The organism is Sphingomonas sp. UBA978 (genome assembly GCF_002292295.1).
Taxonomy (GTDB): Bacteria; Pseudomonadota; Alphaproteobacteria; order Sphingomonadales; family Sphingomonadaceae; genus Sphingomonas.
Window position 1 is genome coordinate 138,952 of sequence record NZ_DBBS01000018.1, and the last position, 14,173, is coordinate 153,124.

The following is a 14,173-nucleotide window of genomic DNA, read 5'->3' on the forward strand; positions in this document are numbered from 1 at the left end:
CCCGTGCAGGCGGGGATGCAAACACGCCAGCCTTCGCGATCGCACCGCGACCATCGCCGCTATGCATCCCCGTTTGCGCTGGAATGACGGCGGTCGGCGAGGCGAGCGTCACGCGCCCCCTATGGCAGCAGGAACGTCCCCTCGATCACCGTCACGCACGCGCCGCCCAGGATGACGCGGTCGCCCTCCAGCGCGCAGGTCAGCAGGCCGCCGCGCCTGCTCGCCTGAAAGGCGGTGAACCGGTCGGTGCCGAGCTTTTCCGCCCAATAGGGCACCGCGACCGCATGCGCGGCGCCGGTGACCGGGTCTTCGGGAATGTCGAAATAAGGCGTGAAGGCGCGGCTGACGATGTCGGTCCGTTCGCCCCGGGCGGTGACCATCGCGACGATCGGTCCCGCCGCGATCAGCGCGCGATCGTCCGGCCGGGCGGCGCGCACTGCGGCCTCGTCGGCGACGACGACCAGCGCATAGCCCCTGTCGTGCCACAACGTCTCGATCGCCTCGACCCCCAGCGCGGCGACGATCGCGTCGAGCGGCTTCGGCGCCGGCCCCCAGGCGGGCAGCGCCATGCGATAGCGGTCGCCCTCGCGCGTCACCTCGAGCACGCCCGCCTGCCGGGTGCGGAAGCGCACCGTCGTGCGGTCGTCGTCGGACGACAGCACGAAATGGCCGCTCGCCAGCGTAGCATGGCCGCACAATGCGACCTCGGCGGCGGGGGTGAACCAGCGCAACTCGAAATCCGCATCATCGTCATCGGACGGCACGATAAAGGCGGTTTCGCTGAGGTTGTTCTCGGAGGCGATGTTCTGCAGCACCGCATCGTCGAGCCACGCCGACAGCGGCATCACCGCCGCCGGATTGCCCCCAAAGGCGCTTTCCGCGAACGCGTCGATCTGGGCGAAGGGAATTCTCACGACATCGTTCCTTACAGGCGTTTGCCGAACCAATGGGGGGTGACGTCCGCCTCGACCAGCGGATTGTCGGTGTCGACATGCCCCTCGGGATCGAGGTGGATCAGCACCTCGACCTTGGGGAAGGTCTGGCGCAGGTTGCGCTCCACCCCCTCGACGATGTCGTGCGCCGCGCCGACCGTCAGGTTGCGATCGACCTCCATGTGGAATTGCGCGAAATCGTGGCTGCCCGAGCGGCGCGTGCGGAAATCGTGGATGCCTTTGAGGCCAGGCTGGCGCGCGGCGACGTCGAGGAAGGCGGCGCGCTGGTCCTCCGGCCATTCCTTGTCCATCAACTGGTCGATCGCGTTGGACGAGGCCTGGAACGCGCCCCACGCCAGCCACAGCGCGATGACGATGCCGAGGATCGGGTCCGCCTTGTGCAGCCCGAGATACTGGTCGAGCACCAGCGCGACGATGACCGAACCGTTGAGGAGGACGTCGGACTGGTAATGGACGTTGTCCGCCATGATCGCGACCGATCCGGTCTGGCGGATGATCTGGCGCTGATACCAGAGCAACACGACGGTCGCGGCGATCGCGACGATCGACACGGTGATGCCGAATTCCGCGTCGGCGGTCGGGCCGTTCTCGCCCAGCGCGGCGATCGCGCGCCACGCGATCGCGCCCGCCGACGCGGTGATGAGCGCGACCTGGAACAGCGCCGCCAGCGCCTCCGCCTTGCCATGGCCGAAGCGATGGTCGTGATCGGCGGGCGTCGCGGCGAGGCGCACGCCGTACAGCGTGACGAGGCTGGCGAGCAGGTCGAGCGCGGTATCGGCGAGGCTGCCGAGCATCGCCACCGATCCGGTCTGCCACGCGGCGAAGCCCTTCAGCGCGAGCAGGAAACACGCCATCGCCACGCTGGCGAGCGCGGCGCGCGTCGCCAGCGGCAGGAAACGGCGCTGTTCGTCGCGCGTCATGGAAACAGCAGTCCCTCGCTCCAATCGTCGCCCGAGCGGGTGAAGACGCGGCGTTCGTGCAGGCGATGCGCGCGGTCCTGCCAGAATTCGATCACCTGCGGCGTGACGCGATAGCCGCCCCAATGCGGCGGGCGCGGCACGTCGCCGCCGGCGAACCGCTCGGTCACTTCGGCGAAGCGCGCCTCGAACGTCGCGCGGTCGGCAAGCGGGCGCGACTGGTCGGATGCCCAGGCGCCGAGCTGCGAATCGCGGCCGCGGCTGGCGAAATAGGCGTCGGATTCGCCGTCGGTGGCGAGGGCCACCGGTCCCTCGATCCGGATCTGCCGACGCAGCGACTTCCAGTGGAACAGCAGCGCCGCCTTCGGCACCGCGGCGAGGTCCGCCGCCTTGCGCCCCTCGCGGTTGGTGTAGAAGACGAACCCGTCCGGGCCATGGCCCTTCAACAGCACCATGCGCACCGACGGTTGTCCCGCCGCATCGACGGTGGCGAGCGCCATGGCGTTGGGATCGTTCGGTTCGCTGTCATGCGCCTCGGCATACCAGCGGTCGAACAGTGCGAAGGGATCGTCGGCCATCGGCGCCCTTTAGCGCATGTTTGCGATCGGGGGAACGGACGCCCGCGCCGACGCGCCGGAACGAGTCTTTCCCCCATGAATTGAATCGCTTCCGCAACGGAAAGAACCACGCCCCATGCCCGCACGTGCCTATTGGCAAGGACAGATCCGGCTCGCCCTCGTGTCGATCCCGGTCGAAATCTATGCCGCGACCAAGAGCGGGGCGTCGGTGGCGTTCAAGCAGATCCACGAACCGACCGGCAAGCCGATCCATTACGAAAAGATCGTCACCGGCGTCGGCCCGGTCGATACCGACGAGATCATGAAAGGCTATGAGGTGTCGAAGGGCGAATTCGTGCTGCTGGAACAGGACGAGATCGACGCGGTGAAGCTGGAATCGAAGAAGACGCTGGAGCTGACCCATTTCGTCGACGCGCATGAGATCGACGTGCTCTATTACGAAAAGCCCTATTTCGTCGTGCCGGCGGACGATCTCGCCGAGGAGGCATTCATCGTGCTGCGCGAGGCGCTGCGCCGCACGAAGAAGGTCGGGCTGGGGCAACTGGCGATGCGGGGCCGCGAATATGTCGTCAGCCTGAAGCCGTGCGGGCGCGGCATGGTGCTGGAAACGCTGCGCTATGCCGACGAGGTCAACAAGGCGCAGGGCTATTTCCGCGAGATCCCCGACCAGAAGCCCGACGCCGACCTGCTCGACCTTGCCGAGGCGTTGATCGACAAGAAGACCGCGACCTTCGATCCGGACGAATTCCATGACCGCTACGTCGATGCGCTGAAGGACTTGGTTGAGCGCAAGCGCAAGGCGAAGGGCCGCAAGATCGTCGAGGACAAGGACGAGGGCGGCACGAAATCCGGCGGCAATGTCGTCGACCTGATGGCGGCACTGAAAAAGTCGATGGAGAAATCCGGCGCGGCGGCGGAGAAGACGCCGCCCGCGAAGAAGGCCGCGCCCAAGAAGGCCCCGGCGAAAAAGCGTGCTTGACCCCCTTCCCGCTCCCCTCCCTTCCAAGGAGGGGAGGACATGACCGATCCGCTCGAACGCTATAACGCCAAGCGGAACTTCACGAGGACCGCGGAACCCGCCGGCACGCTCGAACCCGGCCATGGCAACAGCTTCATGGTGCAGAAGCATGACGCGACGCGGCTGCACTGGGACCTGCGGCTGGAGGTGGACGGCGTCCTCAAGAGCTGGGCGGTGACGCGCGGGCCGAGCCTCGACCCCGACCAGAAGCGGCTCGCGGTCCGGACCGAGGACCATCCCCTGTCCTATGCGACGTTCGAGGGGACGATTCCCGCCAGCGAATATGGCGGCGGCACCGTGATGCTGTGGGACCGCGGCACATGGTCGCCGATCGCGGGCAAATCGGCGAAGGACCTCGACAAGGGGCACCTGCACTTCACGCTGGATGGCGAGCGGATGAAGGGCGAATGGCTGCTCATCCGCCTGAAACCCCGCGCGAAGGAAAAGCGCGAGAACTGGCTGCTGCGCAAGATCGACGATGCCTTCGCGGGCGGGACGGACGTGCTGGTGGAGGAGACGTTGACCAGCGTATCGACCGGCCGGACGATGGCGGAGATCGCCGACGGGAAACCCGTCAAATCCTCCTCGCCACGCCGACGGGGACCGGCACGGCCGGCGGAGGGGGCGGGCCGTAAACCTGCCGCCGCCAAAAAACGTGCTTCCCGTACTGCCAAGGCCATGCCCGCGTTCCGCGAGCCGCAGCTGTGTACGCTGGTCGACAGCGTGCCGGCCGGCACCGGCTGGCTGCACGAGGTGAAATACGATGGCTATCGCGCCATGATCGCGATCGGTGGCGGACGGGCGAAGGTCTACACGCGCAGCGGGCTCGACTGGACCGAGAAATTCGCCGCGATCGCCGAGGCGGCCGCCGCTTTGCCGGTGACGTCGGCGCTGATCGATGGCGAGATCGTCGCGTTCCAGGACGGACGGCCTGATTTCTCGACGCTGAAGAATGCGATCGCGGATGGCGGCGCCATGACATTGTTCGCCTTCGACCTGCTCGAACAGGATGGCGAAGACCTGACCGGCCTGTCCACCGTCGATCGCAAGGAGCGGCTGCGCGCCATCGTCGCCAACGGCGATCGCCTCCAGTTCGCCGAGCATGTCCTCGGCGCGGGCGAGGAATTGTTCGCGACGATGTGCCGCGAGGGGCTGGAGGGCGTCGTGTCGAAGCGCGCCGATGCGCCCTATGCCGGTGCTCGCAACCGGACATGGCTGAAGGCCAAGTGCATCCAACGGCAGGAATTCGTCATCGTCGGCTGGACGCCGTCGGACAAGAAGCGCGGCTTCAAGTCGCTGCTGCTCGGGCTGCGCGAGGGCGACGGCTTCCGCTACGCCGGCAAGGTCGGCACCGGCTTCAACCAGCAGCTGATGGACGATCTGTCGGCCCAGATGGCGAAGCTATCGGTCGCAAAACCGTCCGTCGACGCGGCGAGCCTCAAGACCCACAAGGTCGCGTTGCGCGGCGCCCGGTGGATCAGGCCCGACCTCGTCGCCGAAATCGCCTTTGCCGAGGTGACGCCCGACCAGGTGCTGCGCCATGCGAGCTTCCTCGGCCTGCGCGGCGACAAGACGGCAGACCAGGTCGTGGCCGAGGTCGCCGAACCCGCCCCCGCCGCGCCACAGGTGCATGTGACGGTCAGCAGCCGCGACCGGCTGGTCTTTCCGGACAGCGACGTCACCAAGGGCGAGCTGGCCGATTACTATGCGCAGCTGGCGCCGCTCCTGCTGCCCTGGGCGGGGCGGCGGCCGATCAGCCTCGTGCGCTGCCCGCAGGGACGCGCCAAGGCCTGCTTCTTCCAGAAGCACGACGCGGGCAGTTTCGGCGAGCACGTCCACCATGTCGACGTGCGCGAGAAGGACGGGTCGGTCGAACCCTATCTCTACGTCGACGACGCCGACGGCCTCGTCGCCTGCGTGCAGATGGGGACGATCGAATTCCACGGCTGGGGATCGACGATCGACGCGCTGGAGCGGCCCGACCGGCTGGTCATCGACCTCGACCCCGACGAGGCGCTCGACTTCGCCGACACGAAGCGCGCGGCGGAACATGTCAGCGCGCAGCTCGCCGAACTGGGGCTGGTGAGCTTTCCGCTGCTGTCGGGCGGCAAGGGCGTGCACGTCGTCGTGCCGCTGACCCCGCAGGCGGAATGGCCGGCGGTGAAGGACTTCGCCGACCGCTTCGCCCGGGCGCTCGCCGGGGCGGATCCCGACCGCTTCGTCGCGGTGATGACCAAGGCGAAGCGCAAGGGCCGGATCTTCATCGATTACCTGCGCAACCAGCGCGGCAGCACCGCGATCATGCCCTATTCGGCGCGGGCGCGGGCGGGCGCGCCGGTGGCGGCGCCGGTGTCGTGGACGGAGCTGCGCGACATCGACACCGCCGCGCGCTGGGGCGTCCGCGATGCCGCGGAATTGCTCGAGCGCGCGACCTCGCGCGCGCTCGCCGGCTGGGGCGTGGCGGATCAGGTACTGCCGGACCTCTGAATCCCCGGGGCGCATCGATCCCCGCATCGCAAATCTTTGTTTTATGTTGCCTCGCAGCAGGCAACCCGACACGGTGCGCGCGGACTTCATGGGGTGAACCGCTCAAGCGATGGCGACGCAGGCTGCGCCCTTATTCGACGCGAACACGCATGCCGCGCGCTGGATCGCGGATTATTGCGCGCGGACCACCGCGGGCGACGTGCTGTGCGGCAGCGACGATCCCGCCTGGGCGGCGATGTTCGAGGAGCTGGCGACGGTCGCCTCCGACGACCTCGATCACGTCCGCGAACGCGTCCGCCGTCACGCCGCCGACATCGGCATGGGCTTTCGCATCATCGGCGAGGCGGACGAGCGGCCGTGGCCGGTCAGCCCCGTCCCGCTGCTGATCGACGCGCAGGAATGGGCGCAGATCAGCCGCGGCGTCGTCCAGCGCGCCGAGCTGATGGAAAGCGTGATCGCCGACCTCTACGGCCCCGGCCGGCTGGTCGAGCGCGGCCTGATCCCCGCCGCATTGGTCACCGGCAGCCCCTATTTCCTGCGGCCGATGATCGGGCTGGAGCCGCCGGGCGGCAAGCATCTGCACTTCATCGCGATCGACCTCGGCCGCGGGCCGACCGGCGAATGGCGCGTGCTCGCCGACCATCTGCGCGCGCCCGCCGGTGCCGGCTATGCGCTGGAGAACCGGCTGGCGGTCAGCCGCACCCTCGGCGGGCTGCAGGCGCGGATCAACGTCCAGCGCCACGCCCCCTTCTTCGCCGCCTTCCGCGCCGGCATCGCCGCGATGTGCCGCCGCGCCGACCCGCGCATCGGCCTGCTGACGCCGGGGCGGTTCAACCCCAGCTATCCCGAACAGGCGCATCTGGCGCGCTACCTCGGCCTGCTGCTGGTCGAGGGCGCCGACCTCGCCGCGCTGGAGAACCAGCTCTACGTCCGCACCATCGGCGGGCTGAAGCGCGTCGATGCGCTGTGGCGGCGCGTCGACCCGCGCATGCTCGATCCGCTGGCGTTCGATTCGCATTCGCAGATCGGCGTGCCGGGGCTGATCGATGCCTATGCCGCGGGCAATGTCGTGCTGTCGAACGCGCCCGGCGCAGGCGTGCTGGAGGCGCCGGCGTTCGGGGCCTTCCTGCCCCAGCTGGCGACGCGGCTGCTCGGCGAGAGCCTGCACCTGCCCAATATCGCGACCTGGTGGTGCGGCCAGCCGTCGGAGCTGGCGCATGTCGAGGAGGACCTCGACCGCATGCTGATCGGATCGGCGTTCGGCCCGGTGCCGCTCGGCCTGCCCGGCGGGCGGACGGTGCATGGCGGCGAACTCGACGCCGGCCAGCGCGCCGCGCTGCGCGCCGACATGATCCGCCGGCCGCAAGATTATGTCGGGCAGGAGATCGTGCGCCTGTCGACCATGCCGGTGGTGATCGAGGATGCGCTCGTCCCCCGCCCCTTCACGCTGCGCGTCTTCGCGGCGCGCGATGCGAGCGGCGGCTGGACGGTGCTGCCCGGCGGCTTCGCGCGGATCGGCGAGGATACCGATCCGCGCGCGAGCGTGCTCGGCGAGGGCACCTGGTCGGCCGACGTCTGCATCCACGGCGCCGACACGGTCGAGCCGGTGTCGCTGCTGCCCGCGCCCGATTCGCACCATGTCCGCCGCAACCCCGGCACCCTGCCGAGCAGGGTCGCGGACAATTTCTACTGGCTCGGCCGCTATCTCGAGCGCGGCGAGGCGCTGCTCGCGGCGATCCGCGTCATGCTCGGCAATTCGATCGACGCGGACGGCGGCGCGGCGCTGTCGGCGGCGACTGTGGGCAAGCTGGTCGGCCTGATCGCCGGCGGCGGATCGGCGGCGCATCCGCTGTCGCTCAAGCGCGGCGACCTCACCGCCTTCGCGCGGCAGGCGATGGAGGACGAGGCGTGGCATTCGGTCGCGACGATCAACCGGCTGGCGCGCGGCATCGGTGAGGGTTCGCGCGACCGGCTGTCGGCGGACATGGTGCGCCTGCTCGAGGCGCCCTTCCCCACGCATCGCGGCATGCTCGACCGCGCCGGCTCGCTGCAGCGCCGCTATGTCGCCATCGCCGGCCTGTCGGCGGAGCATATGGGCCGCACCGCGGCGTGGCGGTTCCACGACCTCGGCCGCCGGATCGAACGCGCGATGGCGATGACGCGGGCGCTGCGCCTTTTCGGCATGCCGGGCGCGACCGCGGACGACCTGTCGACGCTGCTTGACCTCGCCGACAGCCAGATCAGCTATCGCCAACGATACCTGACGGGGATCGCGCGCGTGCCGGTGGTCGATCTCGTCGCGCTCGATCCGGGCAATCCGCGCAGCCTCGCCTATCAGGCGGAGCGGATCGGCGAGCGACTGCGCGACCTGCCGGTGCTGAGCGACGACGGCATGCCCGAACCGCAACAGGTCCACGGCCGCGCGCTGGTGGCGGCGCTGTCGATGACGACCGCGGCGACGCTCGATCCCGATACGCTCGGCGACCTCGAACGGCGGCTGGCACAATTGTCGGAAGCCGTGGCTCGGCGGTATTTCCTGCAGGGCGCGGAGCCGCTGCGCGCCGGGGGGCTGACGCTGGCATGATCGGCGAGATGCTCTACGATATCCGGCACATCACCCGGTTCGACTATGGCGGCAACGTCAAGTTCGCGCGCTGCAACCTGCGGCTGAAGCCGATCGACTGGCCCGGACAGGTGCTGGAGGATTATGCGCTCACCGTCGAACCGGTCGGCCGCACCAGCGCCGGCCGCGCCGAGGCGGGGCTCGCCAACGTCACCCGGCTGGTGATCGACACGCCGGTGCGCAGCCTGACGATCGAAAGCCGCTCACGGATGCGTGTCGACCGGCTGGTGCCGGTGCCGGACGCGAGCGATCCGACGCTCGGCGAGGTCGCGGCGATGGCGCGCGCCAGCCGCGACCTGTCGGCGGCGAGTCCCGCCAATTACCTGTTCCCCTCGCCGCTGATCCCGCTCGACCATGGCATCGCCGCTTATTGCGCCGCCGACCTCGATCCGCAGCGCGGCGTGCTGGAGGCGGGGATCGCGCTTGCCCGCCGCATCCAGGATGATTTCACCTTCGATGCGACCGCGACGCTGGTCGACACGCCGCCGCACGAGGCGTTCCTGAAGCGCAAGGGCGTGTGCCAGGACTTCGCGCAGATCATGATTACCGGCCTGCGCGCCGCCGGCCTGCCCGCCGCCTATGCGAGCGGCTATATCCGCACCATCCCGCCCGAGGGGCAGCCGCGGCTGGTCGGCGCGGATGCGACGCATGCGTGGGTGCTGCTCTGGTGCGGGCCGGTGAAGGGCTGGGTCGGGCTCGATCCGACCAACGGCATCTGGATGGCGGGCGACCATATCGTGATGGCGGTCGGCCGCGACTATGCGGAGATCGCGCCGGTCGACGGCGTCGTTTTGGGATCGCAGGCGCAGAACATGGCGGTGAGCGTCGACGTGGCGCCGCTGGTCGACGCATAGGCAGCCGCCCCACGCCTGCCCTCACCCTTCGACGGGAAGGGTGAGGGCGAACGCCTATTTCGTCACGGCATTGTCGTTGCCGACCGCCTCGTCCGTATCGCCGTCGCCCGGGCCGGAATAAGCGACATGACTCTGTCCGCCATGGCCCAGGAAGCCGCCGCCGACATCCTCCTGCTTGCCCTTGCCCGTGTGCGGATTGGGATAGGCGCCGCCGCCGCTTTCGCCGCCCCCTTGCTTGGCCGGCTCATCGCCGACACCGTCCTTCGCGCCGTCGTGGGTCGTACTCATCGCCTGCATCGGCTGCTTGTCGGTCATGGTCGCATCTCCTCGTGCCTGTCCAAACGATCCACGGCATGATTGCGTTGCGCGCCGCCCTCCCCCACATAGGCGCCTAATACACCAATGGGGAACCAATGGCCGATCCATATCAGACCTTGGGCGTTGCCCGCGGCGCGTCCGAGGCGGACATCAAGAAAGCGTATCGCAAGCTGGCCAAAGAGCTGCATCCCGATCGCAACAAGGACAATCCCAAGGCGTCGGAGCGCTTCAGCCAGGTCACCAACGCCTATGACCTGCTGACCGATAAGGACAAGCGCGCGCGCTTCGACCGCGGCGAGATCGACGGCGACGGCAACCCCGCCTCGCCGTTCGGCTATGGCGGCGGCGCCCGGCCGGGCAGCGGCGGCCGCGCCGGCGGGCCGGGCGGCGGGTTCAGCAGCGCCGGCTATGAATTCGGCGGCGGCGACGGCGACATGAGCGACATCTTCGAAGGGCTGTTCGGCGGCCAGACGCGCGGCGGCGGCTTCGCCAGCGGCTTCGGCCGGCGGGCGCAACCCAAGGGCGGCAACGTCACCTATCGCCTGCAGGTGCCGTTCGTCGACGCGGCGACCCTGAGCCCGCAGCGCGTGACGCTCGGCGACGGCAAGACGATCGACCTCAAGCTGCCCGCCGGGGTCGAGACCGGCACGCAGATGAAGCTCACCGGCAAGGGCGAACAGGGGCCGGGCGGCGCGGGCGACGCGATCGTCTCGATCGAGGTGCAGGGCCACCGCTTCTTCACCCGCGACGGCGACGACGTGCGGCTCGACCTGCCGATCACGCTGGGCGAGGCGGTGGCAGGCGGCGCGGTGCGCGTGCCGACCGTCGACAAGGCGGTGATGCTGACCATCCCCAAGGGGACGACGTCGGGCAAGACATTACGCCTGAAGGGCAAGGGCTTTCACAAGAAGGACGGCAGCCGCGGCGACCAACTGGTGACGCTGGTGATCGACGTGCCGGCCGACGATGCCGCGCTGCAACGGTTCGTGGCGGAGTGGAGCGACACGCGGAACCCACGGGCGGCGATGGGCGTCTGACCGCCTACGTGACCGATACGACAGCCCTTACGCCCGAAGACCGAGCGCACCAGCGCCACGGTGCCCGCCATCAGCTCGCCAAGCTCAAGCCGGGACCGGCGACGCTGGAGGTGACGAAACGCGCCGCGCTCGGCGTGTTCAACGACGGCTTCATCCATGCCGGCAACCTTGCCTATCTGGCGCTGATGACGGTGTTTCCGTTCTTCATAACCGCCGCGGCGGTGCTGTCGCTGCTGGGGCAGAGCGAGGAGACGCAGCGCGCCGTCGCCTCGTTCCTCCACGTGTTGCCGCCCAACGTCGCCGATATCCTGCGCAAGCCGATCGCCGACGTGCTGGTCGCGCGGACCGGATCGCTGCTGTGGCTGGGCGGCCTCGTCGGCCTGTGGACGGTCGGCAGCTTCGTCGAGACGATCCGCGACATCTTCCACCGCGCCTATGGCGTGAAGGCGAGCGTGCCGTTCTGGCGCTCGCGGCTGTCGTCGTCGGGCGTCATCATCCTGTCGGTCGTCATCGCGCTGATGAGTTTCCTGGTGCAGGGTATCCTCACCGCGGCAGAGCAGTTCATCTACCGGCTGGTGCCGTTCGCGGAAGGAATCGCGGGCTGGGTCGGGCTGTCGCGGATCATCCCGGGGCTGGTGATGTTCGGCGCGCTTTATCTGCTGTTCTATTCGGTGACGCCGTCCAAATATCGCGATACCGATTGTCCGAAATGGCCGGGTGCGCTGTTCACCGCCGGCTGGTGGATCAGCATGACGGCACTGCTGCCCAAGGTGCTGGCGCAGCTCGGCGGCTACGACCTGACCTATGGCAGTCTGGCGGGTGTGGTGGTGATGCTCCTGTTCTTCTATCTGATCGGGCTGGGACTGGTGTTCGGCGCGCATCTCAACGCGGCACTGGCGGAACCGCCGGAACCGGCGCTACAGGGGAACACGACCAAGATGGAGGCGAAGACGGCGTGACGGGTTTGATGGCGGGCAAGCGTGGGCTCATCATGGGTCTGGCGAACGACAAGTCGCTGGCCTGGGGCATCGCCAAGCAATTGTCCGAACATGGCGCGGAGCTGGCCTTTTCCTACCAGGGCGCGGCGATGGAAAAGCGGGTGCGCCCGCTTGCCGAGCAGCTGGGCGTGGCGCGGCTGTTCGATTGCGACGTGTCCGACATGGCGGCGCTCGATACGACCTTCGACGCGCTGGCGGCGGAATGGCCCCGGATCGACTTCGTCGTCCATGCGATCGGCTTTTCTGACAAATCGCAGCTGCGCGGGCGCTATTACGACACGACGCTCGACAATTTCCTGATGACGATGAACATCTCCGCCTATTCGCTGGTCGCGGTGGCGCAGCGCGCACGACGGCTGATGCCGGAGGGCGGGTCGATCCTGACGCTGACCTATTATGGCGCGGAAAAGGTCATTCCCCATTACAACGTCATGGGGGTCGCCAAGGCGGCGCTGGAGACGAGCGTCAAATATCTCGCGGTCGATCTCGGCCCCGACAACATCCGCATCAACGCCATCTCCGCCGGCCCGATCCAGACGCTGGCGGCACGCGGCATCGGCGATTTCAACTATATCCTGAAGTGGAACGAGCTGAACGCGCCGCTGCGCCGCACGGTGACGATCGAGGACGTCGGCGGCGCCGGCCTCTACATGCTCAGCGACCTGTCGAGCGGCGTGACCGGCGAAATCCACCATGTCGACGCAGGATACAACGTCATCGGTATGAAGGCAGAAGACGCCCCGGACATCGCGCTGGCGTGACCGTCGCCGTCCGGCCGGCGCGCAGCGACGACGTCGCGGCCATCGACACGCTGCTGCGGGACTGTTTTCCGGCACCCGACGAAGCCGTGCTGGTCCGCGATCTGTGCGTGGATGGCGATATGATCCTCGTCCTCGTTGCCGAAGACGAAAGCGACGGGACGCTCGCCGGACTGGTCGCCTTCAGCCGGATGGATGTGACGATCGGCGACAAGGCGGTGCCTTCCGCTGCGCTGGCACCGATCGCGGTCGATCGTGAATGGCGGCGTCAGGGTGTGGCCGAGGCGCTGATCGGTGCCGGCGTCGAACATCTCGAAACGGCCGGTGTCGTATTGTGCTTCGCGCTCGGGGAGCCGGATTTCTACGGCAGGTTCGGGTTCGCCGTGGACCTCGCCCATGGCTTCGCCTCGCCCTATGCCGGCGACTATTTCATGGCCCTGCCCCTGCAGGGTGGCTTGATCCCCTGCGGCGTCCGCGGCAACGCGACGCATGCGGCGGCATTCGCCAGGCTGGGGTCCCCATCGTGAGCATCAATTCCTTCGGTCATCTGTTCCGCTTCACCACCTGGGGCGAGAGCCACGGTCCGGCGATCGGCGCCGTCGTCGACGGTTGCCCGCCGGGACTCGCGCTGACCGAGGGGGATATCCAGCCGTGGCTCGACAAGCGCCGCCCCGGCACGTCACGCTTCACGACACAGCGGCGCGAGCCCGATCAGGTGCGCATCCTGTCGGGCGTGTTCGAGGGACGGACGACGGGGACGCCGATCAGCCTGATGATCGAGAATGTCGACCAGCGTTCGAAGGACTATTCCGAGGTCGCGCTCGCCTATCGTCCGGGTCATGCCGATTACGCCTATGACGCCAAATATGGTTTTCGCGACTATCGTGGCGGCGGGCGGTCGTCGGCGCGCGAGACGGCGTCGCGCGTCGCCGCCGGAGCAGTGGCGCGGCTGGTGATCCCGCAGGTGCGCATCCGTGGCTGGGTCGAGGCGATCGGTGGCGACGCCATCGACTATGCCGCGTTCGACGATGCGGCGATCGACGACAATCCGTTCTTCTGCCCGGATCGCGCCGCGGCGGCGCGGTGGGAGGCGCTGGTCGACGGCGCGCGCAAGGCGGGATCGTCGCTGGGCGCGGTGGTCGCGTGCGAGGCGACCGGTGTGCCCGCCGGCTGGGGCGCGCCGCTCTATGCCAAGCTCGATGCCGAGCTGGCGCACGCCTGTATGGGGATCAATGCGGTGAAGGGCGTCGAGATCGGCGATGGCTTCGCGGCCGCGGCACTGACCGGCGAAGGCAATGCCGATGCGATGCGGCCCGGCGCCGACGGCCCCGATTTCCTCGCCAACCACGCTGGCGGGATCACCGGCGGCATCGCCACGGGCCAGCCGATCCGCGTGCGGGTCGCGTTCAAGCCGACCAGTTCGATCCTGACCCCGGTCGAGACGATCGACCGCAGCGGCAACGCCGCCGATATCGCCACCAAAGGCCGCCACGACCCCTGCGTCGGCATTCGCGGCGTGCCGGTCGTGGAGGCGATGGTGGCGCTCGTCCTGGCCGACCAGGCGTTGCTGCACCGGGGCCAGACGGGGCGCTAACGGTTAATAATTGGAACCCTCTCCTGTCCTACCCGTTG

At 68.6% G+C, this 14,173-nt stretch carries 13 protein-coding genes; 9 read left to right on the top strand and 4 right to left on the bottom strand.

Features of this window, described 5'->3' with window-relative positions; genetic code table 11:
* Positions 1–119: 119 nt before the first annotated feature.
* From B2515_RS10455 to pdxH, 3 genes are read right to left on the bottom strand one after another with little or no spacing between them, the layout of a single operon-like run.
* Positions 120–914, bottom strand: a complete 795-nt coding sequence (locus B2515_RS10455; protein ID WP_293876151.1) for a PhzF family phenazine biosynthesis protein — start codon at positions 912–914, stop codon at positions 120–122.
* 11 nt (positions 915–925) lie between these two features.
* On the bottom strand, positions 926–1,873 hold the full coding sequence (locus tag B2515_RS10460; RefSeq protein WP_293876152.1) for a cation diffusion facilitator family transporter: 948 nt from the start codon (positions 1,871–1,873) through the stop codon (positions 926–928).
* Positions 1,870–2,448, bottom strand: coding sequence for a pyridoxamine 5'-phosphate oxidase (gene pdxH, locus B2515_RS10465; RefSeq protein ID WP_293876153.1), 579 nt, complete (start codon positions 2,446–2,448; stop codon positions 1,870–1,872). The genes B2515_RS10460 and pdxH overlap by 4 nt, the downstream gene beginning before the upstream one ends.
* 115 nt (positions 2,449–2,563) lie before the next feature.
* On the opposite strand from pdxH, the gene B2515_RS10470 reads away from it, so the two are divergent.
* From B2515_RS10470 to B2515_RS10485, 4 genes are all read left to right on the top strand, one after another.
* Positions 2,564–3,427 (top strand): Ku protein, encoded by an 864-nt coding sequence (locus B2515_RS10470; protein ID WP_293876154.1) that lies wholly within the window; start codon positions 2,564–2,566, stop codon positions 3,425–3,427.
* 39 nt (positions 3,428–3,466) lie between these two features.
* On the top strand, positions 3,467–5,953 hold the full coding sequence (ligD, locus tag B2515_RS10475; protein WP_293876155.1) for a DNA ligase D: 2,487 nt from the start codon (positions 3,467–3,469) through the stop codon (positions 5,951–5,953).
* Between the two features lie 109 nt (positions 5,954–6,062).
* Positions 6,063–8,537, top strand: coding sequence for a circularly permuted type 2 ATP-grasp protein (locus tag B2515_RS10480; RefSeq protein WP_293876156.1), 2,475 nt, complete (start codon positions 6,063–6,065; stop codon positions 8,535–8,537).
* Between the two features lie 8 nt (positions 8,538–8,545).
* On the top strand, positions 8,546–9,430 hold the full coding sequence (locus tag B2515_RS10485) for a transglutaminase family protein (RefSeq protein ID WP_293876380.1): 885 nt from the start codon (positions 8,546–8,548) through the stop codon (positions 9,428–9,430).
* Between the two features lie 54 nt (positions 9,431–9,484).
* Here B2515_RS10485 and B2515_RS10490 read toward each other — a convergent pair whose 3' ends face one another.
* Positions 9,485–9,745, bottom strand: a complete 261-nt coding sequence (locus B2515_RS10490; protein WP_293876157.1) for a hypothetical protein — start codon at positions 9,743–9,745, stop codon at positions 9,485–9,487.
* Between the two features lie 98 nt (positions 9,746–9,843).
* Between B2515_RS10490 and B2515_RS10495 the strand changes: the two genes are divergently transcribed.
* Genes B2515_RS10495 through aroC form a run of 5 tightly spaced genes read left to right on the top strand, consistent with a single transcriptional unit; the run spans position 9,844 to position 14,135 of the window.
* Complete coding sequence (locus tag B2515_RS10495; RefSeq protein WP_293876158.1) at positions 9,844–10,785, top strand: J domain-containing protein; 942 nt, start codon at positions 9,844–9,846, stop codon at positions 10,783–10,785.
* Positions 10,786–10,793: 8 nt separating this feature from the next.
* Positions 10,794–11,744 carry a YihY/virulence factor BrkB family protein gene (locus B2515_RS10500; RefSeq protein WP_293876159.1) on the top strand — a complete coding sequence of 317 codons (951 nt, stop codon included), beginning with the start codon at positions 10,794–10,796 and terminating at the stop codon, positions 11,742–11,744.
* Positions 11,741–12,544: an enoyl-ACP reductase FabI gene (fabI, locus tag B2515_RS10505; RefSeq protein WP_293876160.1), complete on the top strand. Its 804-nt coding sequence runs from the start codon at positions 11,741–11,743 to the stop codon at positions 12,542–12,544. The genes B2515_RS10500 and fabI overlap by 4 nt, the downstream gene beginning before the upstream one ends.
* Entirely contained in the window at positions 12,541–13,068 is a 528-nt protein-coding gene (locus B2515_RS10510; protein WP_293876161.1) for a GNAT family N-acetyltransferase, read from the top strand. The genes fabI and B2515_RS10510 overlap by 4 nt, the downstream gene beginning before the upstream one ends.
* A complete protein-coding gene (gene aroC, locus B2515_RS10515) occupies positions 13,065–14,135 on the top strand; it encodes a chorismate synthase (RefSeq protein ID WP_293876162.1) in 1,071 nt (356 codons plus the stop codon). The genes B2515_RS10510 and aroC overlap by 4 nt, the downstream gene beginning before the upstream one ends.
* Positions 14,136–14,173 lie beyond the last annotated feature (38 nt).

Excerpts from the sequence above, each read along its gene's own strand:
- B2515_RS10460 (WP_293876152.1), bottom strand. The coding sequence starts at position 1,873 with ATGACGCGCGACGAACAGCGCCGTTTCCTGCCGCTGGCGACGCGCGCC.
- pdxH (WP_293876153.1), bottom strand. The coding sequence starts at position 2,448 with ATGGCCGACGATCCCTTCGCACTGTTCGACCGCTGGTATGCCGAGGCG.
- B2515_RS10485 (WP_293876380.1), top strand. The coding sequence starts at position 8,546 with ATGCTCTACGATATCCGGCACATCACCCGGTTCGACTATGGCGGCAAC.
- B2515_RS10495 (WP_293876158.1), top strand. The coding sequence starts at position 9,844 with ATGGCCGATCCATATCAGACCTTGGGCGTTGCCCGCGGCGCGTCCGAG.
- B2515_RS10490 (WP_293876157.1), bottom strand. The coding sequence starts at position 9,745 with ATGACCGACAAGCAGCCGATGCAGGCGATGAGTACGACCCACGACGGC.
- B2515_RS10470 (WP_293876154.1), top strand. The coding sequence starts at position 2,564 with ATGCCCGCACGTGCCTATTGGCAAGGACAGATCCGGCTCGCCCTCGTG.
- B2515_RS10480 (WP_293876156.1), top strand. The coding sequence starts at position 6,063 with ATGGCGACGCAGGCTGCGCCCTTATTCGACGCGAACACGCATGCCGCG.
- ligD (WP_293876155.1), top strand. The coding sequence starts at position 3,467 with ATGACCGATCCGCTCGAACGCTATAACGCCAAGCGGAACTTCACGAGG.